The following is a 22342-nucleotide window of genomic DNA, read 5'->3' on the forward strand; positions in this document are numbered from 1 at the left end:
TTCGATAACGGAACGCTCAGGCATTCATTGAACAAGCATGGGATTGCCGCATTTGATCGAGTCCGGTGTGTTCGTGACAGAGGCGTTCCCCAGGCTCAAACCGAGCAGGCCCGTGACCGAGGTTAGGAGCGAATCGATCGGTTGCAGGAGTAGCGGAACGAGTGTGGTCGCCAGCGCGGACAAGATCGGCCCGGTTATGACGCCCAATATGGGATTCACTATGACGCCCAGCCACGACAGCAAACCGCTGTTCGCCGACAGTTGCAACGACAGGCCGCTGTTCAAGATACCTTGAACAGCGGGCGACAGGAACTGATCCGTTCCTGTGCTCAGCATGTACGGCGACGCCGGGTTCGGCGAAGCCGACGACCCAGGCCCGGGATATGTGAACACCAACGGCGTCGGATTTTGATTGGCGACGGGAACCGTCAGCTGTCCGGGCAACAGGTTGATGTTGATCGAGATATCGGTCAGGTCGACGATTCCGAACGTCAGGGTTTTGACCAACGTCGTCAGCCCGGAAACCAGACCGCCGAGGTTCAACAGGTTGAGCAGGCTCTGCAGGTTGACGGACACCAACGTAATCGGTGCTGCGCTGCCGTCGGGAACATAACCGCTGGGCGCATTGAGATTGATCGGCGTATTCGCCGCGCCGCCGATGTAGACGGCCACTACCCCGGTCTGCACGTTTACCTGCGCGCTTTTCGTGCCGTCCGCGGTGCAATTGACGGACATCAGGCCCGCCTTCGCCGGCGCCACATAGGCAGTGATCGGCAATTGCACCGCTGCAAGCGGCGTCGCATTGCCGGACGGACAACTGCCACCCGGAAAGACCAGCGAGCCGTTGGAGCACGTCGACAGCAGCGAGATCGACGTATTGAGGAACACATTCCCCTGCGCGGTCGACGTGTTGGTCGTGCAATCGGACGTCCCGCAATTCGCCGGTCCGGGCGGACCGCTCGCGGTGGACGGCGGGTTCGCCCCCAACTTGACGGAACCCGACACGGTCACGTTCAGTAACGGTGCGAGCAACGTGGGTGTCTGGACCGCGACACTGGGAATGCTCACCGAATTCGTGCCGTTCGCGATCTGCAACGCCGTCGACAACAATCCGAGTGCATTGACGCTGGCATCGACGGCGGAACTTCCCGTAGCGGTTGCGGCGGAAACCAACTGGCCGAGCGCGATCTGCGGCCCGCCACAAATGCTGTTCGAACAAAGCGCGACGACGAGCGCATTCAGAACGTTCAGATTCGCTGCAGCCACATTCTGCTGCGTCGCCGCCTGCAACGTCGCATTGGCCAGCTGGCCGAGCGTCACGTTCCCGTTCAATACGGACGTACTCGAGCCGACTGGCAGATTGGCGAGAATACCGGCCAGTTTCAGGTTAACTTGCGCGAGCCCCTGATAATCGACAGCCTGCAGATTCAGCGCATTGGGCGAACCCGTCAGCGCCTTGAGCAACTGATTGGCCAGTCCACCGTTCAGCGACGCAAGCGACGTGGTCAGCGTAAAGGTATCAGTGGGCACGCTCTTGGCAATGGCCGACGCGTCGATGGTGATCCCGCTGCGAAAAATGCCCGAGACCGGCTCGGAAACCGTCACGCATACGGCGTTGACCGATTGACCATTGATCGTTCCGGGCGACAAGCCTGCGCATTGGCCGTTGGTTGCTGCGCCAGAGGTCGGCGTAAACAGCGGATTGCCGCTGCCCTGAGGCGCGGTCCAGACACCGCACGTCACGGAAACGGTCGAGTTGGCCGGCAGCGGATTCGCCGCCGGATTCGCGATTCGATTGGCTGCCGTCGTCGCCGCCGAGCAGGTCGAATCAGCGGTAATTTGCGACACGGCCGAAAGCGCGGCCAGATCGGCAGCCGCCTGCATGCTGCGCCGTTCAGAATAGAAACGGCCGATGTCGATCGCACCCAGCATGATGAATGCGACCGACACCCAAATCGCGGCCATGACCGCAATGGCACCGCGCTGGCGCTGCCGCCGCGGACGGCGTGCAACGCGACGCCGCCGCGCTACGTGTGCTTGATCTGCGTGCATCGCCATCCCGCTTACTGCATGCCCTGACCACCGCCCGACATGCCGCTGGCGGAACCGAGCTGCGAGCTCATCGAACCCGGAACCTTGTTCTTGAACGAATCGAGATACCGCTGGTAGACAAGCGACGCCACGTCGCCGAGCAACGGCTGCGTCGGTGCCGCCGCGCGATTGTCGCGTTGCATCGTGAGCCAGTCTCTTGTCGAGTGGCCTACGTCGGACGCGCCCGCTGTCACGGCCTCTTGCCCGTATGCCCCGGCGGAACCCGCCGCCGCGCAGACGATCGCGGCCAGCACCGCGATCCGACCCGCGCGCACGCTTCGATGATGTTTGTTGCCGTTCATGTCGTTCCCCCGATGCCTGTTCATTGTGCAAACCGTTGCAGCAGCGGCACGGTCTGATCGTAGCCAACATTGTTCGCCATCGGCGTGATCGGCGCGGCGGTGCCGCGCCGCGACACCACCGGCGGCGTCGCGACCGCGCGTTGCTGCGCGCGCGCCGCCGCGGTAATCCTCGCGGCGTCGCTGGCAATGTCCTTGCGGATATCCGCCGGCAGATGCTGCTGGTTCATCAGCCTCTGCGCGTCCTGCGCGCGGCCTGCTGCAAACAGGTAAAGCACGAGGTTGCTGACGATTTTCGGATTGCGCTGATCCAGTTCCGCCGCCTTCATCAACGGCACGCGCGCTCCGACAACATCGCCGCCGCGCAACTTCGCGTATGCGAGATCGGACAGCATCGACGCATCGGTCGGCGCCAGCTCCGACGCTTGCGTCAGCGTCTGCGCCGCGCGGTCGAAATCACCCGCCGCGCCCGCGAGCAGGCCGAGCCCGCGATAGCCGCGCGCGGCGAGCGGCGTCTTCAGCAACTGCGTGTAGGCGGCTGCGCTCGCGGCCGGCTGGTCGGTCATCCGCAGCGCGTCCGCGCGCAGCAGGATCGACTCCGGCATGACACCGTAGGTCTTGTCGTACGCGTCGATGTGCGCGAGCGACGCGTAATAAAGCCCCTGCGACTGCATCCGCTGGATCAGGCCGAGGTACATGCCCGGCGTATCCGGCACGGCCTGCTTCTGGTCGGCCGCCTGTATCAGCGCCGCGCGCTCCGTCTGCGCGCTCACGCCATAACCGCTGTCCTTGGTCGCGCACGCGCCCAGCAGCAACACCGCCGCTACCGCACCCGCCCGTATAGCCATTCCGCCGATCCGCTTCATCGTCATTCCTTCCGTCCGTCAATGATGCCGCGACAACGCGTGCATCACCGCCAACATGCCGGGCCCGGCCGTCACGATCAACAGCGCGGGCAACAGCGTCAGCACCATTACCCCGGTCATCTTCACGGTCAACCGCCCGATCCGCTCGCGCAGCATGGCCCGACGCGTTTCGCGCAGCCGGTCCCCGAACTGCTTGAGCGGCTCCTGCACCGCGCCGCCATGCTTGTCGACCTGGATCATCAATCGCACGATCGCGCGCAAGTCTTCGTTGTCGAATCCGACGGACAGCCGCTGCAGCGACTGCTCGCGCGTGCGGCCCGCAGCGAACTGGCGCTGCGCGATTCCCACCTCCGACGACAGCACCGGCAACATCCCGCGAAAATCGTTCGTCACGACTTGCAGGCTCTGGTCCAACGACAGTCCAACCCCTTGCAGCAAGCGCAGCATGTCGACGAGCAACGGCAGTTCGTCGACCACGCTCTGCCGACGCGCCGCCGCACGGCGCTGCACGTAGAGCTTCGGCAACATGAAGCCGAGCCCGAAGGCGGCGAACATGCCGACCATCCAGATACCGCCCTTCATGCGCCCGCTCGCGAAGATCGCGAACAGCAGCGGCAACCCGATCCCGCACGCGACCCGCGCGCTCAGGAACAGCCCGCGCGTGCGCGCGTCGACATAGCCGCATTGCTCGAGCAGGCGGCGATCCTCTTCCGCGACAGCGTATTTGCCGAACCCGGTATCGAGCCAGCGCACGCCCGCCGCCGACAGCCTGTCGAGAAAACGTTCGACGCGCTGCCCGCCACGCACGTCGGGCTTCGCAGGCGCATCGCCATCCGGCGCGGTTCGCGCTTTCGCTGCCGCGAGCGCGGCCATGCGCCGGTCCAGCGCATCGACCAGCGCGCGTTCGGCACGCGCCGCGGCACTCGCGCGCAACATGGCAACAACGCCGAGCAGCAGCACCCCGAGCGCGCCCACCGCCAACGCAATCGCCCCGATTTGAGTCGCTGTCATAACATCACCTGAGTCGAGCCATCCGATACAGCCATACGCTGCCGACCAATTGCATCAGGAACGCGGTCATGAGGAGCGTTCGCCCGCTCGGATCGTTCCACATCCCGTGCAGATACCTCGGGTTTGTCATCACGACAAAGCTGCCGATTGCGATCGGCAGCATCACGAGGACGAACGCCGACAGCCGCGTCTCCGACGACATCGCGGTCAATTCCCGCTCGGCCTGCTCCAGATCGCGCATGAACACGGCCATCCGTTCGAGCATGACGTCCGCACGGCCGCCGTATTTGACGGACAAGCGCAGCACCGAGCCCACGAGTTCGAACTCTTCGGTCCGGTAGACCTTCGCGATGTGCATCATGGCGCGATCGATCTCGATACCGCCGCGCAGCATCCGCGACACGAGGTCGAGGCAGCCGCGCAGCGGCTCCTCGGTCGTCAGCAGCGCGGACTGGAACGCCGCCGGCACGCTGTTGCCGAGCGTCACGAGACGCACGATCCCGTCGAGAAACGACGGGATCTGCCGGACAATCTTCAGTCTGCGCCGCTGAATTCGCGACGCGAGCCAGACGCCGAGTATCGAGCTGCCGCACGCGAGCGCCGCGAAGCACGCAAGCGCACCCCCGCGACTGCCCGCGAATGCCGCGGCAACAACCAGCACGGCAAGCGCGACGAGCGTCTTGCCTCGTGCATCCTCGATCCCGGCGCGACTCGCGAGGTTCGTCAGATACTCGGATGCAGTCGCATACCAGTGCGCCCAGAATGCGTCGGACGATACATTCCGTGCCGCGCCCGGCTGCGGTACGGTACGCGCAGCACCTGCCGCGGACGGCCGTGCCGGCTGCGCGGCGACACCGGCACGTGCGCCGGGTTCGAGCCGGCTGTCGATGAAGCGCTTCGCGTCGGTTCGTACGCGCCGGGTCTCCGCGTGACGCCACAGCATCATCGCCGCCGCGACGCACAGCATCGCGCACGCCAGCACCCATACCATCGCGCTATACATTGAAGCCCCCGCCGCCGCGGCCGAACCCGCCACCGCCGAAGCCGCCGCCAAACCCGCCATCGCCGAATCCGCCGCTCGTCAGCGTCTGACGGAAGCGCGCAAGCTTCGGCGAATGCGGATGAATGCCCAGCGTTTCCCAGTGGTCGACCTCCTCGCCCTCGGGCGTCACGCGTGCTTCGTAGCGGTAAAGCTCCTGCATCGCGATGATGTTGTCGGACAACCCGGTAACTTCGGTGATCGACAGGATCCGCCGCCGCCCGTTCGACAGGCGCCCGATCTGCACGATGAAGTCGATCGCGTTCGCGATCTGCCGACGCAGGCTCGACTCGGTCCCCTGGAAGCCCGCGAAGCCCGCCAGCATCTCGAGACGGTACAGGCACTCGCGCGGCGAACTCGCGTGCACGGTGCCCATCGAGCCGTCGTGACCCGTGTTCATCGCCTGCAGCATTTCCAGTACTTCGCCGCCGCGCACTTCGCCGACGATGATCCGGTCCGGGCGCATCCGCAGCGTATTGCGCAACAGATCGCGAATCGACACGATGCCGGTGCCGTCGAAGCCGCCCGGCCGGCTCTCGAGCCGCACGACGTGCGGGTGGTTCAGCGACAGTTCCGCCGTATCCTCGATCGTCACGACACGCTCGATCTCGGGAATGTGGAACGCGAGCGCGTTGAGCAGCGACGTCTTGCCGGAACTCGTACCGCCCGATACGAGAATGTTGCAGCGCGCCTCGACCGCCGCCTGGAGCAGCGTGTCGATCTCTTCATTGAAGGTCCCGTTGGCGAGCAGGTCGGACGGCTTCAGCGGATCCTTGCGGAATTTCCGGATCGATACGACCGGGCCGTCGATCGACAGCGGCTCGATCACGACGTTCACGCGGCCACCATCTGGCAGCCGCGCATCGACCATCGGGTTCGACTCGTCGAGACGGCGGCCGATCGGCGCGAGGATGCGCCGTACGATCCGCAACAGGTGCGCGTTGTCGGTGAAGCGCACCGGCAGCTTCGCGAGGATCCCGTGACGCGACACGTACACGTCGTTGTAGCCGTTGATCAGGATGTCCTCGACAGCCGGGTCCGCGAGCAGGTCCTCGATCGGCCCGAAGCCCGCGAGTTCCTTCGTCAGCGCCTCGGCGATCGCGCGCACCTCGTTCTCGTTGAGCGGAATACGGCGCAGGCGCACGAAGCTGTCGATCTCGAGATCGACGAACTGGTTGATCGCCTGGCGGGACCATCTGCCGAACTCGGCGCCCAGTTCTTCGATGCGCGTCAGCAAGTGCTCGTGAGCGGCATTCTTGATGTCGTGGAATTGCTGCGTCTGGGAGAACGGCGCTGCGCCGTCGGCGAATTGAATGTCGTGTGCCATCGCTTACGACCGCTTGGACGAGGGTTGAATGAGGCGCTTCAGCGCAGACAGGCCGGATGCCGGACGCGATGCGGCCGATCTGACCGGTACGCCTGGCAGCCGCGCGGCGAGCGACTCGAGCGCGCGCACGTACGGGTCGCGCTCCGCCATGTCGACGATGAGCCGGCCCTGGTTCGCCGCACGGCCGATCGCGACGCGGCGCGACGGCAAGGTTCCGGCCAGCGACAGGCCGAGGCGTTCGGCGATCTGCGCGGGCGTCAGGTCGAGTGCGGGGTCGTACTGGTTGACGACGAGCCGCACGCGATCGGTTTCGACACCCGCGTCGCGCAGCCCGGTCAGCAGATCGGCTGCGGATACGATCGACGCGACGCCCTGATCGCAGACGAGCCACGCTTCGTCGGCCGGGCTCGTGATCTGGGCGACGAACTCGCGGTTCGAAAAGCCGCCGAGATCGACGATCTGCTGATCGAAGAAGGCGCGAAAGCGGTTCAGCAAACCGGCACACGACGCATACGAGACGTCGCGCAGCCCGCCGAGATCGGCCGGCAGCGTCGTCAATGCGACGCCGCTCTCATGCCGCGTCAGCGCGGTATTCACGAAGGTCCGGTCGATGCGGCGCAGGTTGTGAACCGCATCGATGAAATGGAATTCGCAGCGGGTATTCAGGAACAGCGCGCCATCGCCTGCCGGCAGCCCCAGGTCGACGAGCGCGGTCTGGCGACCGGCCGGGGTGCCGCCATTCGGCACCCCGGCCGCCCCCGGGCTCGCCGCGCGCTTCTGCAGCCATACGGCGAGATTCGCCGCGAGCGTGCTCACGCCCATGCCGGCGCGCGCACCAAGCAACGCGACCAGCTTGCCGTGGCGGCTCGCCGGCTCGGCTACGTTCGCAAGCAGCCCGCGCGTCGTGCGCAACGCCTCCTCGACCGGTGCCGACACGTCGATGAAATCGCGAACGCCGGCGCGCAATGCGGCGAGCGTGCTCTCCGGCTGTGCGAGCGAGCCGAGCGCGACGATCGGCAACCCCGGATGCGCGGCGCGAACCGCGGCGGCGGCAATGCTCGCTGCCGTGCTGCCATCCGAGAAATCGATGAAGACGAGCGCCGGATTGAGGCCCGTGATGCGCTGTGCCAGCACGCCCGGTTCGAGCGATGCGGCCTCGACCGCGCCGGCCGACACGAGCGTGTCGGCCAGCCAGCGGACATGCGCGTCCTGTTGCGATGCGCAAATGAAATAGTCGGTCACGGCGGGTTCACACAATGATTGGGTTCGCGCGTTCATGTTGAACACCCCCGATTACGCAAGGCGTGCCGATGCACCGCCACACGCGATGCGTCGCACTCATTTCGAAAACCCCGGTGCAGCGTCCGGCGACGCGGCGCCGCCCAGATACGACTGCCAGACCGGCCCGTTCCGCTGTTCGGACAGCTCGCCCGGCGTTGCGGGCAGCACCGCCCCCTTCGCGATAGGCGCGACGAGATGCGGCGTGACGATGATCAGCAGCTCTTTGTCATTCTGCTGATAGTTCAGGTTCTTGAAGAACGTTCCGATGATCGGCAGATCGCCGAGCAACGGCACCTTGCTCACGTTCGACATCGTCTGGCGATCGATCAGGCCGCCAATCACGAAACTCTCGCCGTCGCCGAGTTCGACGGTCGTATCCGCGCGGCGGGTCGTGATACCCGGAACCGCGACGCCGCTGATCGTCACGCTGTTCACGAAATCGAGCTGGCTCGACTCGGGCGCGACCTTCAACGCGATCCGCTGCGGGCTCAGCACCGTCGGTGTCAGCGAGAGCCCGACACCGTATTGCTTCCACTGGATCGCGGTCGAGCCGAGCCCTTGCGGCGACGGCACCGGAATCTCGCCGCCCGCGAGGAAGCTCGCACTCTGCCCGGACAGCGCGACAAGCGTCGGCTCCGCGAGCACGCGCGCAAGATTGTTCGCCTCCAGCAGCGACAGGTCGGCGAAGATGCCGTGCCCGGCTGCGTTCACGACCAGGTTGAAGGCCGACGCCACGGGCGCACCGAGCGTCGGGATGTAGCCGGCGGTACCGGGGCCCGCTCCGCCGTTGTATGACTGCACACCGCCCGGCGAGAACGAGCCGAACGAGAACCCGTTGCTTTGCTTGAAGAAGTTGAAACCGACCTGCTTGAGCACCGAGCGGCTGAATTCGACGACGCGCACATCGACCTGCACGACATTCTTGCCGGCGATCGTCGAGCGATCGATCACGACACCTTTCGCGCTCATGTTCTTGCCGACCGCGACTGCGCGGTCGTGCGCATCGAGCGATGCCGACGTTCCCTGCAGCACCGCCGTTCCGCCGTACGCATTCACGCGCGGCGTGGAGCCGTCGAGCACCGCATGCGCGGACGCATCGACGACTTCGACGTTCCAGACCGTCGGTTCATCGCGGCCGCGCTCCCACAGCATCACGTTCGTCGCACCAGGCGCCTTCGCGATCAGCAGCACCGATCCGGAACGGCTGCCCTTCATGATCAGCATGTCGGCGACCGCCGGATCGCCCACCGCAACGCGCTGCAACGCGCGGCCGGCCGAAATCTGCCGTTGCGCGCCAACGGCGAGTTCGATCGTGCCGCTCGCGCTGGCGAGCGATGCAAATGTCATGGCCCAGATAGCAATCGCGAATGCAATCAGTGTGTTTTTCATTGTTCGTTGGACCGTCTCGCGGCCTTTTACTCGTCGTCGCTGATATCGATGCCAGTCGATGCCTTTCAATAAGCAACCGTTTCCGACCGGCCGCCGCGAATCACCTCGATACCGCCACCCCCGCTCGGCCGCACGGCCGGCGGCAAGCGCGACGGCAGCGGTGGCACGTTCACGTTGGCCACCGCATTGCGCTGCGTGCCGGACAGTTGCTGCAGCGTCACACCGGCTGCCGCGAGCACCGACGGCGACAGCTTGTTGTCCGTGCGCACCGCAACCGTCTGCATCGCAAGCTCGTCATCGCGCGGGTTACGCAATGCGAGGGTCAACCGGCCGCTCGCCTCGCCGAGCGTCAGCGCATCGACCTGCGCGGTCGGCACCGCAAGCACTGCGATATGCACATTCGACGGCTGGCCGTTATTGCCGTTCGTGTTGTTGCCGCTGTCGCGTTCGGTCGTTGCATCGCCGAACGACAGCACACGTACCTTCGACAACAGCAGCCGAGCCTGCGTCTGCGAGATTTCCCCGTCGAACATCGAGTTGCCCTCGCGCTTGAGGTTCAGGAACACGTCGACGAAATTGCCGGGGCGCAGCCGATTGCCGACCGCGTTGGTCTCGTCGACGCGAACCGCAATCGCGCGCTCGCCCGGCTGCACGTCCTCGGCAATTCCCGACACCAATGCGCCCGAGACAACCGGCGACGAAACCGGAATGTCCCGCGTCGGCACACGGCCGACGAGCTCGCCCGGATTGCCGAACGCACCGCCCGGCATCGACGCGGTCGATTGAACCTTCAACGCGTCGGCGGTAATCGGCTGCCCCGCCGGCAACATGCGCGCCGCGATCACGACCGGCACCGGATTTGCCACCGCGATCTGCTGCGCCGGCACGGGAGCCGGCGAACTACGCCCGAGCATCCACGCATAGACTCCGAGCAGAACAGCGATCGCAATCAGTAGCCCCGCGATGATCTTGGTTAGGTTGTTGGCCATGTTTTTGTATGAATGTCGGAATAAATGTCCGAGTAAGTTTTTCCTGCTGCTCTATTCATGTGCTCGCGAGCTCGTCGCGTCACGATGCCTCTCTCATAGGATGGACTGCGGGATCTGCACGACCGCCGTACTCGTCAACGGATTGGTGATGATGGCCCCAAGGAATGGCATGGTCGTGACCCACGCTTCCGGCGAGTAGCTCACCGTAACCGTCAGGCAATACAGCGTCGGCGGATTCGTCGTGTCGTAACTGCACTGCGGCGCAGCCACCTGCGGCGGGCTGATATTCAGCCAGCCCAAGACATTCTGTGCGGCAGTCGTTGCGTTCGTCACACGCGCGGCCAGGGTCGGCGCGTAATTCAAGCCCGCACGCGCGCCTTCGCTGGCCGCCAGCGTCAAGCTTTGCTGAATGACGAAGATCATCCCGAAACTGAGGATCGCGTAGACGATCATGAAGAACAGTGGGAAAACGATTGCGAATTCGACTGCTGTCGCCCCGCGCTGCCGCCGGTATCCCAGTGGCTGCCTCAGTCGCTTCATCGCATGCCCCCCGTTGCAACCAGATAGACGAGCCATGCCGCAGCCGGTATCGCCAGACATGCCGCATAGGGCGTCGCCCGATATTTGCCGAGCGCCAGCGCGGGCTCGCCGCGGCGCCACAATGTGCCGAGCGACGTACCCGACAACAGCATTAGGACAACTGCATGAATGCCGGCGGCAAGACTCGCGGCGACCCAGAGCCACAGCAGCGCGTGCGCTCCGCACCATGCACCGAGCACGGCGAATATCTTCACGTCTGCCGCGCCCATCAGGCGAAGCATGAAAAAGGGGAAAAGGCCAACCAGCCCGGCCAGCATGCCGAGCATTGCCTGAAACGGCGAGATCCCGAATGGGTTCGCGTTGAAAAACGCGCCGCCTAATCCAATGACCAGCCCGGTCAAGGCGAGTGGATTCGAGATGCGTCGAAAACGGATATCGCTTGCCGTGACGAACGTCGCCCAGACCAGGAATACCCCGCTGAAAATAAGATGTGCCATCGCGCCACAGCCCGCCGCAAATGTCGGTAGCGAGCGAATTGCCGAGGCAATCCGCTTGCTACCAACCCAAAACAGCTTTCACGAAATGTGAGCCGTTCAAATTATTTACGGAGGCGGTCAGGAACCCCAAATCGTGGTAGACGAACAGGCCGTAGCCGTACGCGTGGTCACGCAAGTACCGAGTTTGGTGAACATGTTCCCGAGACTGTCACCGATCGACGTTACTCCAGCAACGATCGCGACAGCGATAAGACCCGCGATCAGCCCGTACTCGATCGCGGTAACCCCTTTGTTTTCCCTAAGGAAACGCTTGATGATTGCCTTCATTTTATTCCTCGTGCCTGTATTTACGTTCTTTGGCCTTTTATACGTATACATCTCTGCATATCTGGCCGTTGCCCCGCGCTGTTCGCCATATCTGCTGCAACGACAACCGGGTGCGCTTTCTTTATAGGTCGCCCCGAAGGGCATGTCTCACGATTTGATGCAAGTTAACATTCGCGATAGTGACCCTCCTCGAACGTTGTGTACCGAACCGTACATTTGCTTACATCTGCCTCGGATTCTATATCCGATCCTATTTATCTTCCAACCTCTTTCAACGGCTCGGATCGAAAAAAATGACCTCGAGCACGACGTATTTGTACGGCGTTTCGGTAGGTCTTACACATAGGATTTACGATAGGTTAGATGTGCATACCTAATCCACCAGTAAAACAATTGCCTCGTCCACCAAGCCCGCGCGGACCCCACGTTACGCCGCACCCGTAACGCCAATGTTGTGACGTTACGTTACGAAACGGCCGAAACCGTTCTCATTTGCCCACGCTTAAACAGATTCAACAATCTTTCAATTTCCATAATTTCCTTTTCTGACAAGGAATTGCCTCGTTTAAAACGTGTTATCGAACCGTCGGGCGTCGAAATGGCACGACAGTTGCAGAGTAGTCCTCGCGGCACTCAACACAACGAAGTTCACAACACATTTTGAATGCGAGGAAGAAATGGACATTAAGGTTATCCCTCATGGCGTGTTCCGGACGACTCTGATCGCGGCCACCGTTGCAGCCATGCTTTCCCTCTCCGCGTGCGGCGGCTCCGGCTCCATCAGCCAGGGCCTCGGCGGCGGCTCGAGCTCCGGCAGCGGCGATTCGATCTCCACGTCGGGTGGCGGCACCTCCGGCGGCACGTCGGGTTCGACTAGCGGCGGCACGTCGGGCAGCACCAGCGGCTCGACCAGCGGCAGCACGAGCGGTTCGACGAGCGGCAGCACCAGCGGCTCGACGAGCGGAACGACCAGCGGCACGAGCGGCACCTCGGGTGTGTCGTCGAACGCGGTGGGAAATGTCCTCGCAAACGGAAGCAATCTCGTCACGGGTGTCGGCGGAGCCGTCTCGGACCTCGGCACCGTCATCGCCAACCAGTCGCTGCCAGGCGTCAACCCGGCCACCACGCAAGCCGCGGGCGGCATCGTGCAGAGCGTCGGCGGCGCGGTGACCGCGCTCGGCAACGGCCTCGGCAATGGTCTTGGCCAGCTCGGCGCGACGAAGGATCCGATCGGCACCACGGTCGCCAGCACGGGCGGCGTGGTCAATCAGCTCGGCGGTGCCGTCACGCAGACCGGCAACCTGGTCACGAGCCTCGGCAGCGGCCCGCTGTCGCCGCTCGCGCCGGTCACGGGCGCCGTCGGCGGCCTCGTGTCGACGCTCGGCGGCGCCGTATCGAACGGCGGCACCACCCTCACCAATGCGCTGTCGACCGGCCCGATCCAGCAGGTCACGCAGACGGTCAGCTCGGCCATCACGCCGATCACGACAATGGTCGGCCAGACGACCCAGACGATCGGCACGACGACCGGCCTCGGTGCCCCCGTCAACACGCTGCTCGGCACGGTCGGCAACGGCCTGAACCAGGCCGGCGCGCTGCTCGCGTCGGCAGGCGGCAACCCTGTCACGACGGGCCTCGGCAACACCGTCTCGGCGACGGGCAATACCGTGAAGGCAGTCGGCGGCCTGCTCACCGGCGGCACCGGCGGCGCGACCAACCCGCTCGCTCCGCTCACGGGCCTCGTCTCCACGGTTACGGGTGCTCTCGGTGGCGCAACGGGCGGCGGCAGCGGCCCGCTCGCCCCGGTCACCGGTCTCGTCTCCACGGTCACCGGCGCACTCGGTGGCGCAACGGGCGGCAGCGGCAGCCCGCTCGCCCCTGTCACCGGTCTCGTCTCCACGGTCACCGGTGCACTGGGTGGCGCAGCGGGCGGTAGCGGCAGCCCGCTCGCCCCGGTCACGGGCCTCGTCTCGACGGTCACGGGCGCGCTCGGCGGTGCAACGGGCGGTACGAGCGGTAGCCCGCTCGCCCCGGTCACGGGTCTCCTCGGCGCAGTCACGGGCGCGCTCGGCGGCGCGACGGGTGGCGCGGGCGGCAGCAGCCCGCTCGCACCGGTGACGAACGTCGTGTCTACGGTCACCAGCACGGTCAGCGCACCGGCACTGACCGGCGGCACGGGTGCCGTCACGAACTCTGGCTCGTCGTCGAATCCGCTCGCGCCTGTCACGTCGCTGATCGGCGGCCTGCTCGGCGGCACACACGGCAAGTAAACCGATATCCATTCATCGACAAGACAGCGAGGAGTCCATCATGTCCCAGCAACGTTCTCTCACGACGGCCACCCTGCGCCAGTGGCGCGCGCCCCTCACCGCCTTCGCCGCAGCGTGCCTGCTGGCCGCCTGCGGCGGCGGCGGCGTCAGCTCGCCGCCGACCAGCAGCAACACCGGCCCGAGCAGCACGAGCGGCACGCCCAGCACGAGCGGCACCAGCGGCACATCCACGGGCACCAAGGGTGTCGTCAGCACGGTCGGCCAGACGGCCACCGACCTTGGCAGCACGGTCGGCAACATCAGCCTGCCGGGCCTCGGTGACGGCGTGACGAAGGGTGTCGGCAGCACGCTCTCCAGCACGAGCACGATCGTCGGCGCGGCCGCCGATGCGGTAAGCAACGGGCTGGGACAGATCGGCTCGACGAAGGATCCGGTCGGCACGACGGTTGCCGGTCTCGGCAATGTTGTCGGCGCGACGAGCAACACGGTGTCCGGCCTGAGCTCGACGGTCAAGGCGATCGGTACGGGCCCGCTCGCGCCGCTCGCCCCCGTCACGACTCCGGTCGGCACCGTGCTCGACACGGTCGCCAACGGCCTGTCGGCCGCCGGCACGACGATCGGTTCGACGCTGTCGTCGGGCGCCGTGCAGCAGGTCACGCAGCCGCTCAGTTCGGCGATCACGCCGCTCGTGATCACCGCCGGCCAGGTCACGCAACAGGTCGGCACGACAACCGGCCTCGGCCAGCCCGTCTCGGGCCTGCTCGGCCAGGTCGGCGGCGCGATCAGCTCGGCCGGCAAGCAGGTCGGCAGCACGTCGAACCAGCCGCTCGTCGGCGATGTCGGTCAACTCGTGACCGCAGTCGGCAACACCGTGACCAACGCGGGCGGCCTCGTCAATCCGAACGGCCCGAACGGCGCGGCACCGATCCCCGGCCTGATCACGAGCCTTGTCGGCGGCTCGACGGCTACCGTCCAGAACGGCACGTCGTCGGGCTCCGGTTCGACGAACCCGCTCGGCGGCCTGTTGTCGGGTCTTGGCTCGACGCCGCTCGGCTCGCTCACTGGCGCACTCGGCGGCGCAACGGGCGGCGCAGGCAGTGCAAACCCTCTCGCGCCTGTCACCGGTTTGCTGAATACTGTCACCGGAGCGGTGGGCGGTGCAGCAGGATCCGGGGGGGCGAGCCCGCTCGCGCCGATCACGTCGCTGGTCGGCGGCGTGTCGGGTACGGCATCGTCGGGTGGCGGTTCGACGGGCCTGCTGGCACCGGTAACGGGGTTGCTGGGCACGCTGGGTAGCGTTGGCAAGTAAGGAGGACGGTCGCACCTTCGCAGCCGGAGCGAATCGCGCGACCGTACCAATACATCCGGCATTGCGGCACGCGGCGCGCGACACCCTGGTGTCGCGCGCCGGCATTAGAAAGAAGATGAAAAGCAAGGCCAACGAGGAATAACAATGAAATCCAGACTCGACAGATGGATGATGCTGCTCGCCATCGCGGCGGCAAGCACGGCACAAGCACAAACGCGCGTCGGGGGTAACCCGCTCGACTCCCTGCCCCAGATCAACGCACCGAAAACCGGCCCGAACGTCACAGTGCAGGTCGCACCCCAGGCGCCGCAACTGCAGGAGTTGCTGTCGCGACACCTGACGCCGACGACGTTCCAGGTCGAAGGCGTGAAGTCGGTGCCGTTCGAGGAAATCTCGCGTCGCTTCACGCCCCTCGTCGGCAAGGACATCACGATCGGCGAGTTGATCGAAACCGCCAACGGCGTGACGAAGCTGTACCAGGATCGCGGCTACGCGTTGTCGTTCGCGTTCGTTCCCGCGCAGACGTTCGAGAACGGCGTCGTGCGCATCACGGTTGTCGAAGGCTATGTGTCGGACGTCAAGGTCACCGGCAAGCCCGGCGCGATGGAACCGAAGATTCGTGCGATCGCCGCGCATATCACTGCAGATCGCCCGCTGCGCCGCGCGACGTTCGAGCGCTACGTGAACACGTTCGGCCTGCTGCCCGGCCTCACTGTGAAGGCGAACGTGCCGCCGCCGCAAACCACCGAAGGGGCCACGACACTCGAACTCGCGGTCGACCGCAAGCCGTTCAACGTCAGCACCGGTATCGACTTCAACCACCCGGGCGTCCAGGGCCTCATCACCGCGACCGAAAACGGTCTGACGTCGTTCGGCGAGCAACTGAGCATCTCCGCGCTGGCGCCGCCGGGGCGTGACAAGCAGACCTACTTCGCGTTCAGCGGCGCAGTACCCGTCGGCAGCAGCGGCCTGATCACGCGCCTCGACGCAAGCACCTATCGCGGCAAGCCGACCAACAACCCGGGCCTGCCGTCATATGTCGAACGCACCGTCAAGAACGAGAAGCTCGGTCTTTCGGCATCCTATCCATTGCTGCTGAACAACCAGCGCAGCCTGCTCGGCACCGTTTCAGGCTACGCATCGCACAACGAAGACCGTTACCAGAACCAGATCAACGGCGCGACGCTCGACACGCGCTCGCAGGTCCGCGTGCTGCAGATGCAGCTCGACTACACGAGCGTTTCGCCGAAACAGGTTCAGAAGCTGAGCGTCAACGTTGCGAAGGGGTTCAACATCCTCGGCGCGTCGAAAGCGCAGGACGTGACCGTCGGCACGACGACGACTTCGGTGAACAGCCCGATTTCGCTGACCTTCGTCCGCACCGGCGCGACCTTCACTCAAACCAACGAATGGCCGTTCCGGATCGGTACGTCGGTTTCGCTGACCGGGCAATACAGCCCCGACTCGCTGCCGACATCCGAGCAGATCTCGTTCGGCTCGACTCGCTACGCGCTCGGCTACCAGCCTGGCGAAACGTCGGGCGACTCGGGCTGGGGGATGTCGCTGGAGGTCAACCGCGGCTTCTCGCCCGGCTGGACGTATATGAAATCCGTCACGCCGTACATTGCGTATGACATGGCGCGCGTGTACCTGCACTCGGGCACGCCGTCGCCAAGCCGCATGTCGTCGGTCGGCATCGGCGTGCGGTTCACGGACAGCCGTTACTACAGTCTCGACCTGAACGTCGCGAAACCGGTTGGCGACGCGCCGGTCGAAAGCGCATCGCGCAGCCCGCGCATCAACGCCGCATTCTCATATCAGCTCAACTGATCGGTCACCAAACAGCCCGCGTCACGCAGGCTGTTTCGATTAGAGTCCCCCCTATAAAACGTGGCGCGCGGTTTCACGTATTCTGGCGAAGCTCGCAACATGGCCGCCCCATGCAGGCGGTCGTGCGGGCGAATCGAACACGACATGCAAAACAAGGAGGATGACAATGATTCAACTGACCCGCCCGTTGCGTGCAATCGCCGTCGCCGGCGCACTGCTCGCCTGCGCAGCACCCACGTTCGCACAAGCCGATAACCCCATCGGCATGTGGCAGACGATCGACGACAACACCCATCAGCCGAAGGCACTCGTGCAGATCGCCGAGGACGGCGACGGTGCGCTGTCGGGCAAGGTCGTCAAGGGCCTCGGCGCGAACGATACGCCCGATCGCCGCTGCACCGCCTGCACGGACGAGCGCAAGGATCAGCTCATCAAGGGCATGACGATCATCAAGGCGATGAAGAAGGAAGGCGACCACTGGGACGGCGGCAACATTCTCGACCCGGAAAACGGCAAGGTCTACAAATGCAAGATGACGCTTGAAGACGGCGGCCAGAAGCTCATCGTGCGCGGTTACATCGGCGTGTCGCTGCTCGGCCGTTCGCAGACCTGGGTGCGCCAGCAATAACGCAGCACGCGCCGATACGCGCGGCTCAACAAAAAAATCGGCCTGCGACGAAGTCGTCAGGCCGATTTTCTTTTGGTGCGGGCGCAGAAGCAAACGACGGACATCACGCCGCGTGCTTCAACGTGTCCGATGCATAGCCGCCCGGTGTGCGACACACGGGCGCTACGCTGCTACGCGCCTGCGCTGCCTTCGATTGTGTGTGCTTGCGCATCCGCGTGGACAATTCGTTGCACAGATTCACGCCCGAATCGCCATAGAGCTCGCGCATCACGTTCAATAACGTGCCCGTCTCGTGCCATACCTTGAAGCGGCGATGGCATGTCTGATACGAAGGGTAACGACGCGGCATGGCGGACCACGTCGCGCCGCTGTAGATCACCCAGAGCACACCGTTCAGCACGGCACGCGTATTGGCTAGCGGTCGGCCGCGCAACTCGGTGCGCGGCTGCATTTCGGGCAGAAGCGGCGCAACGCAGCGCCACTCGTGGTCGGTCAGATCGCGATACGGTGTCATGGACATCTCCAGCCTTGGTAACCATGACACAACGATATCGGCTCACCTCAACAATGAATATAAGACAAATCCGAAAATACCCCGATATTGCATGAATTTGACCGGAATTGACGTTTGAATCGCGCCGATTACCGGAAATCGCAATCAGGTCAGCGAAGTGTCGACGATGCGGCGCGGCGTTTCGAGATACTCCTTCGACTGCATCTCGACGATACGCGAGACCGTGCGCGCAAATTCGTTGGCCATCGGGCCTTCGACATACAACTGCTCCGCCGGCACCGCCGCGGACATCAGCAACTTGACCTTGTGGTCGTACAGCACATCGATCAGCCAGGTGAAGCGGCGCGCCTCCGACGCCATCCGCGGCGACATCTGCGGCACCTCGGACAGCACGATCGCGTGGAAACGGCTCGCGAGTTCGAGATAGTCGTTCTGCGATCGCGGGCCGCCGCACAGCGTCGCGAAGTCGAACCATACGACGCCGTCCGCCTTGCGCAGCGCCTTCAGCTCGCGCTTCTCGATATGCAGGATCGGACTTTCGTCGGGTACCGCGGCGAGCTTCGCGAACGCATGGCGCAGTTCGCGATCGGCGTCGGCGCCAAGCGGCGTGTGATACATCTGCACCTGCGCGAGCGTGCGCTGGCGATAGTCGACACCCGCGTCGACGTTGAGCACGTCGAGCCTTTCCTTGATCAGCGCGATCGCCGGCAGCATGCGGTCGCGATGCAGCCCGTCCGGATACAGGTCGTCGGGATCGTAATTGGACGTCATAACGAACTGCACGCCGTTGTTGAACAGGCGATCGAGCAGACGGTACAGGATCATCGCGTCGGCAATGTCCGACACGTGGAACTCGTCGAAGCAGATCAGCCGGTAGCGCTTCGCGATGCGCCGCGCGAGTTCGTCGAGCGGATCGGCCTGCCCTTTCAGTTCCTCGAGCTCGCGGTGCACTTCGCGCATGAATTCGTGGAAATGCAGGCGCGTCTTGCGCTGCACGGGTACGACCGCGTAGAAGCTGTCCATCAGGAAGCTCTTGCCGCGACCGACACCGCCCCACATGTAGACGCCGCGCGGCAGGTCCGGATGAATGATGAGCTTCTTGAACGCGTTCGAGCGGCGCGACTTGTATTCGACCCACTCGTCGAAACAGCGCTGCAGGCGATCGACCGCGGCGCGCTGCGCGGGGTCGGACTGATATCCGCGCGTGGTCAGTTCGCGCGTGTAGTATTCGGTGACGTTCATCGGGCAAACCGGAAAGAACGAAGGCGAGCGGGAAACCCCGCCCGCCTTCGTCATGAGACGGCTGCGCCGGCCGAGGGCCGGCTGGCGCTTACCGCGCTCAGCTATTCAGCGAGCGCTTGTCGACGGCGAGCGCCGCTTCGCGCATCACTTCCGACATCGACGGGTGCGGATGGCAGATGCGGGCGATGTCTTCCGACGCCGCCTTGAATTCCATCGCCACCACGGCTTCCGCGATCAGGTCCGACGCGTTCGCAGCGATCACGTGCACGCCGAGCAGTTCGTCGGTCTTCGCGTCCGCGATCATCTTCACGAAACCATCCGGTGCGTTCATGCCGAGCGCGCGGCCGTTGATCGAGAACGGGAACTTGCCCGTCTTGATCTCGCGACCTTCCGCCTTCAGTTGCTGCTCCGTCTTGCCGACCCACGCGATTTCCGGGTACGTGTAGATCACCCACGGAATGCAGTTGTAGTCGATGTGCGGCTTCTGGCCGTCGATCACTTCCGCGACCAGCACACCTTCGTCTTCCGCCTTGTGCGCAAGCATCGGGCCGCGCACCACGTCGCCGATCGCGTAGACGTTCGGCACCGCCGTGCGGCAGTGGTCGTCGACGTCGATGAAGCCGCGCTCGTTCGCCTTCAGGCCGATTGCCTCGAGGCCGAGGTTGTCGGTGTTCGGCACGCGGCCGACCGACACGATCAGACGGTCGGCGTCGAGCGTCTGCGCGTTGCCGTCCTTGTCCGTGTAGGCGATCGACACGCCGTTCGCGGTCGTCTTCACTTCGCCGATCTTCACGCCGAGATGGATGTCGAGGCCCTGCTTCTTGAACAGCTTGGCCGCTTCCTTCGCGAGCGCTTCGTCGGCTGCGCCGAGAAACGCCGGCAGCGCTTCGAGCACCGTCACTTCGGCGCCCAGGCGACGCCACACCGAGCCGAGCTCGAGGCCGATCACGCCTGCGCCGATCACGGCGAGCTTCTTCGGCACCGAGTCGAACGTCAGCGCACCTTCGTTGTCCGACACGATCTTGTTGTCGACCGGGATGCCCGGCAGGTGACGCGCCTTCGAGCCCGTCGCGATGATCACGTTCTTCGCGGTGACGACTTCGGTTTCACCCTCGCCGCTCACTTCGATCTGCACGCCGGCGTCGGTCTTGCCGGCGAACTTGCCATGGCCCTTCAGCCAGGTGATCTTGTTCTTCTTGAACAGGAACTCGATACCGGACGTCATCTTCTCGACGATTGCGTCCTTGCGGCCGATCATCTTCGCGATGTCGATCTTCACGCCGTCGACCGTGATACCGTGGTCGGCCAGGTGATGCGACGTGTTCTCGAACTCTTCCGACGATGCGAGCAGCGCCTTCGACGGGATGCAGCCGACGTTCAGGCAGGTGCCGCCGAGCTTCAGCGCGCCGGCCGGGTTCTTCCACTTCTCGATACAGGCAACGGTCTTGCCGAGCTGTGCGGCACGGATCGCGGCGATGTAGCCGCCGGGGCCGGCGCCGATCACGACGACGTCAAATTCCTTGGACATGACAATCCTTTCTTCTTGTGCATCCGCACGGTCGCGCGTTTCGCGCGCCCGTGCGGAGCGGGTCAATGCGGTGAAACTCGGCTTACAGGTCGAGCAGCAGGCGTGCCGGATCCTCGAGCGCATCCTTCATCGCGACGAGCGACAGCACGGCTTCGCGACCGTCGATGATCCGGTGGTCGTACGACAGCGCGAGGTAGTTGATCGGACGGATCACGATCTGGCCGTTTTCGACGACCGGACGTTCCTTCGTCGCGTGCACGCCGAGGATTGCCGACTGCGGCGGGTTGATGATCGGGGTCGACAGCATCGAGCCGAACACGCCGCCGTTCGAGATCGAGAACGTACCGCCCGTCATTTCCTCGATCGACAGCTTGCCGTCCTTAGCCTTCTGGCCGAATTCGGCGATCTTCTTCTCGATGTCGGCGAGGCTCAGTTGATCCGCGTTGCGCAGGATCGGCACCACGAGACCGCGCGGCGAGCCGACGGCGATACCGATGTCGAAGTAGCCGTGGTAGACGATGTCGTTGCCGTCGATCGACGCGTTCACGAGCGGGAACTTCTTCAGCGCATGCACGGCCGCCTTCACGAAGAACGACATGAAGCCGAGCTTCACGCCATGTTCCTTCTCGAACTTGTCCTTGTACTTGTTGCGCAGTTCCATGACCGGAGCCATGTTGACTTCGTTGAACGTCGTCAGGATCGCGTTGGTCTGCTGCGATTCGAGCAGACGCTCGGCGATACGCGCACGCAGACGCGACATCGGCACGCGCTGTTCCGGACGGTCGTTCAGCCAGGTCGTCGCCGACGCCGGCACCTTCACTTCCGGCAGCGACGGCTTCGCAGCGGCCTTGGCCGGTGCGGCGGCCGGAGCGGCCTTCGGTGCGCTGCCTGCTGCCAGCGCGTCGCCCTTCGTGACGCGGCCGTCGCGGCCCGAACCTGCGACGTCGCCTGCCGACAGGCCCTTCTCGGCCAGCAGCTTCGATGCGGCCGGCGATGCGGTGGCCGACGATGCCGCTGCGGCGACCGGCTGTGCTGCCGGTGCGGCTGCGACAGGCGCTGCTGCCGGCTTGACTTCGGCGGCGCCCGCCGCTGCTTCGGCTGCACCTGCCTTCGCTTCGGTGTCGATCGTCGCGATCAGCTGGTCGGCAACCACCGTGTCACCGTCGTTCTGCAGCACTTGCGCGAGCACGCCCGCGGCCGGTGCCGGCACTTCGAGCACGACCTTGTCGGTCTCGAGTTCGATCAGGATTTCGTCTTGCGCGACTGCTTCGCCCGGCTTCTTCTTCCACTGCAGCATGGTGGCTTCCGAAACCGACTCCGAAAGCTGGGGGACTTTGACTTCTACGATAGCCATGTGATTTTCCT

At 64.7% G+C, this 22342-nt stretch carries 20 protein-coding genes; 4 read left to right on the forward strand and 16 right to left on the reverse strand.

Annotated features, from left to right (window positions below; all coding sequences use genetic code 11):
- Positions 1 to 24: 24 nt before the first annotated feature.
- The 12 genes from OEJ37_RS16280 to OEJ37_RS16335 all read right to left on the reverse strand — a co-directional run bounded on the left by OEJ37_RS16280 (position 25) and on the right by OEJ37_RS16335 (position 11656).
- Entirely contained in the window at positions 25 to 2058 is a 2034-nt protein-coding gene (locus OEJ37_RS16280; protein ID WP_263344845.1) for a pilus assembly protein TadG-related protein, read from the reverse strand.
- 5 nt (positions 2059 to 2063) lie between these two features.
- Complete coding sequence (locus OEJ37_RS16285; RefSeq protein WP_263344846.1) at positions 2064 to 2393, reverse strand: DUF3613 domain-containing protein; 330 nt, start codon at positions 2391 to 2393, stop codon at positions 2064 to 2066.
- Between the two features lie 20 nt (positions 2394 to 2413).
- Positions 2414 to 3256: a tetratricopeptide repeat protein gene (locus OEJ37_RS16290; protein ID WP_263344847.1), complete on the reverse strand. Its 843-nt coding sequence runs from the start codon at positions 3254 to 3256 to the stop codon at positions 2414 to 2416.
- 18 nt (positions 3257 to 3274) lie between these two features.
- Positions 3275 to 4267, reverse strand: a complete 993-nt coding sequence (locus OEJ37_RS16295) for a type II secretion system F family protein (protein WP_174421429.1) — start codon at positions 4265 to 4267, stop codon at positions 3275 to 3277.
- Positions 4268 to 4271: 4 nt separating this feature from the next.
- On the reverse strand, positions 4272 to 5270 hold the full coding sequence (locus OEJ37_RS16300) for a type II secretion system F family protein (RefSeq protein WP_263344848.1): 999 nt from the start codon (positions 5268 to 5270) through the stop codon (positions 4272 to 4274).
- Positions 5263 to 6633 carry a CpaF family protein gene (locus OEJ37_RS16305; RefSeq protein WP_174421427.1) on the reverse strand — a complete coding sequence of 457 codons (1371 nt, stop codon included), beginning with the start codon at positions 6631 to 6633 and terminating at the stop codon, positions 5263 to 5265. Before OEJ37_RS16305 ends, OEJ37_RS16300 begins: the two co-directional genes overlap by 8 nt.
- A gap of 3 nt (positions 6634 to 6636) precedes the next feature.
- Positions 6637 to 7911, reverse strand: a complete 1275-nt coding sequence (locus OEJ37_RS16310) for a fimbrial protein (RefSeq protein ID WP_263344849.1) — start codon at positions 7909 to 7911, stop codon at positions 6637 to 6639.
- A 60-nt stretch (positions 7912 to 7971) separates the two neighbouring features.
- A complete protein-coding gene (locus OEJ37_RS16315; protein WP_263344850.1) occupies positions 7972 to 9303 on the reverse strand; it encodes a type II and III secretion system protein family protein in 1332 nt (443 codons plus the stop codon).
- Positions 9304 to 9368: 65 nt separating this feature from the next.
- Positions 9369 to 10292 carry a Flp pilus assembly protein CpaB gene (gene cpaB, locus OEJ37_RS16320; protein ID WP_263344851.1) on the reverse strand — a complete coding sequence of 308 codons (924 nt, stop codon included), beginning with the start codon at positions 10290 to 10292 and terminating at the stop codon, positions 9369 to 9371.
- 93 nt (positions 10293 to 10385) lie between these two features.
- Positions 10386 to 10832: a TadE/TadG family type IV pilus assembly protein gene (locus OEJ37_RS16325; protein ID WP_263344852.1), complete on the reverse strand. Its 447-nt coding sequence runs from the start codon at positions 10830 to 10832 to the stop codon at positions 10386 to 10388.
- Positions 10829 to 11329: a prepilin peptidase gene (locus OEJ37_RS16330; RefSeq protein ID WP_263344853.1), complete on the reverse strand. Its 501-nt coding sequence runs from the start codon at positions 11327 to 11329 to the stop codon at positions 10829 to 10831. Before OEJ37_RS16330 ends, OEJ37_RS16325 begins: the two co-directional genes overlap by 4 nt.
- Positions 11330 to 11446: 117 nt before the next feature.
- The gene (locus OEJ37_RS16335; RefSeq protein WP_174421951.1) at positions 11447 to 11656 is read right to left on the reverse strand and encodes a Flp family type IVb pilin; all 210 of its coding nucleotides are present in this window, start codon (positions 11654 to 11656) and stop codon (positions 11447 to 11449) included.
- A gap of 677 nt (positions 11657 to 12333) precedes the next feature.
- Here OEJ37_RS16335 and OEJ37_RS16340 point away from each other — a divergent pair.
- From OEJ37_RS16340 to OEJ37_RS16355, 4 genes are all read left to right on the forward strand, one after another.
- Positions 12334 to 13926 (forward strand): collagen-like triple helix repeat-containing protein, encoded by a 1593-nt coding sequence (locus OEJ37_RS16340; protein ID WP_263344854.1) that lies wholly within the window; start codon positions 12334 to 12336, stop codon positions 13924 to 13926.
- Positions 13927 to 13966: 40 nt separating this feature from the next.
- Positions 13967 to 15235 carry a collagen-like triple helix repeat-containing protein gene (locus OEJ37_RS16345; protein WP_263344855.1) on the forward strand — a complete coding sequence of 423 codons (1269 nt, stop codon included), beginning with the start codon at positions 13967 to 13969 and terminating at the stop codon, positions 15233 to 15235.
- A gap of 144 nt (positions 15236 to 15379) precedes the next feature.
- Positions 15380 to 17065, forward strand: coding sequence for a ShlB/FhaC/HecB family hemolysin secretion/activation protein (locus tag OEJ37_RS16350; protein ID WP_175920313.1), 1686 nt, complete (start codon positions 15380 to 15382; stop codon positions 17063 to 17065).
- A 166-nt stretch (positions 17066 to 17231) separates the two neighbouring features.
- Positions 17232 to 17693 (forward strand): DUF2147 domain-containing protein, encoded by a 462-nt coding sequence (locus OEJ37_RS16355; protein ID WP_152863236.1) that lies wholly within the window; start codon positions 17232 to 17234, stop codon positions 17691 to 17693.
- Positions 17694 to 17796: 103 nt separating this feature from the next.
- On the opposite strand, the gene OEJ37_RS16360 is transcribed toward OEJ37_RS16355, so the two are convergent.
- From OEJ37_RS16360 to odhB, 4 genes are all read right to left on the reverse strand, one after another.
- The gene (locus tag OEJ37_RS16360) at positions 17797 to 18207 is read right to left on the reverse strand and encodes a transposase (RefSeq protein WP_174421947.1); all 411 of its coding nucleotides are present in this window, start codon (positions 18205 to 18207) and stop codon (positions 17797 to 17799) included.
- Positions 18208 to 18351: 144 nt separating this feature from the next.
- Positions 18352 to 19449, reverse strand: a complete 1098-nt coding sequence (gene zapE, locus OEJ37_RS16365; protein ID WP_174421946.1) for a cell division protein ZapE — start codon at positions 19447 to 19449, stop codon at positions 18352 to 18354.
- A gap of 97 nt (positions 19450 to 19546) precedes the next feature.
- Complete coding sequence (gene lpdA, locus OEJ37_RS16370) at positions 19547 to 20977, reverse strand: dihydrolipoyl dehydrogenase (protein WP_174421945.1); 1431 nt, start codon at positions 20975 to 20977, stop codon at positions 19547 to 19549.
- Between the two features lie 82 nt (positions 20978 to 21059).
- Positions 21060 to 22331, reverse strand: a complete 1272-nt coding sequence (gene odhB, locus OEJ37_RS16375) for a 2-oxoglutarate dehydrogenase complex dihydrolipoyllysine-residue succinyltransferase (protein ID WP_174421944.1) — start codon at positions 22329 to 22331, stop codon at positions 21060 to 21062.
- Positions 22332 to 22342 lie beyond the last annotated feature (11 nt).

Source organism: Burkholderia sp. BKH01 (assembly GCF_025685725.1).
Taxonomy (GTDB): domain Bacteria; phylum Pseudomonadota; class Gammaproteobacteria; order Burkholderiales; family Burkholderiaceae; genus Burkholderia; species Burkholderia pyrrocinia_C.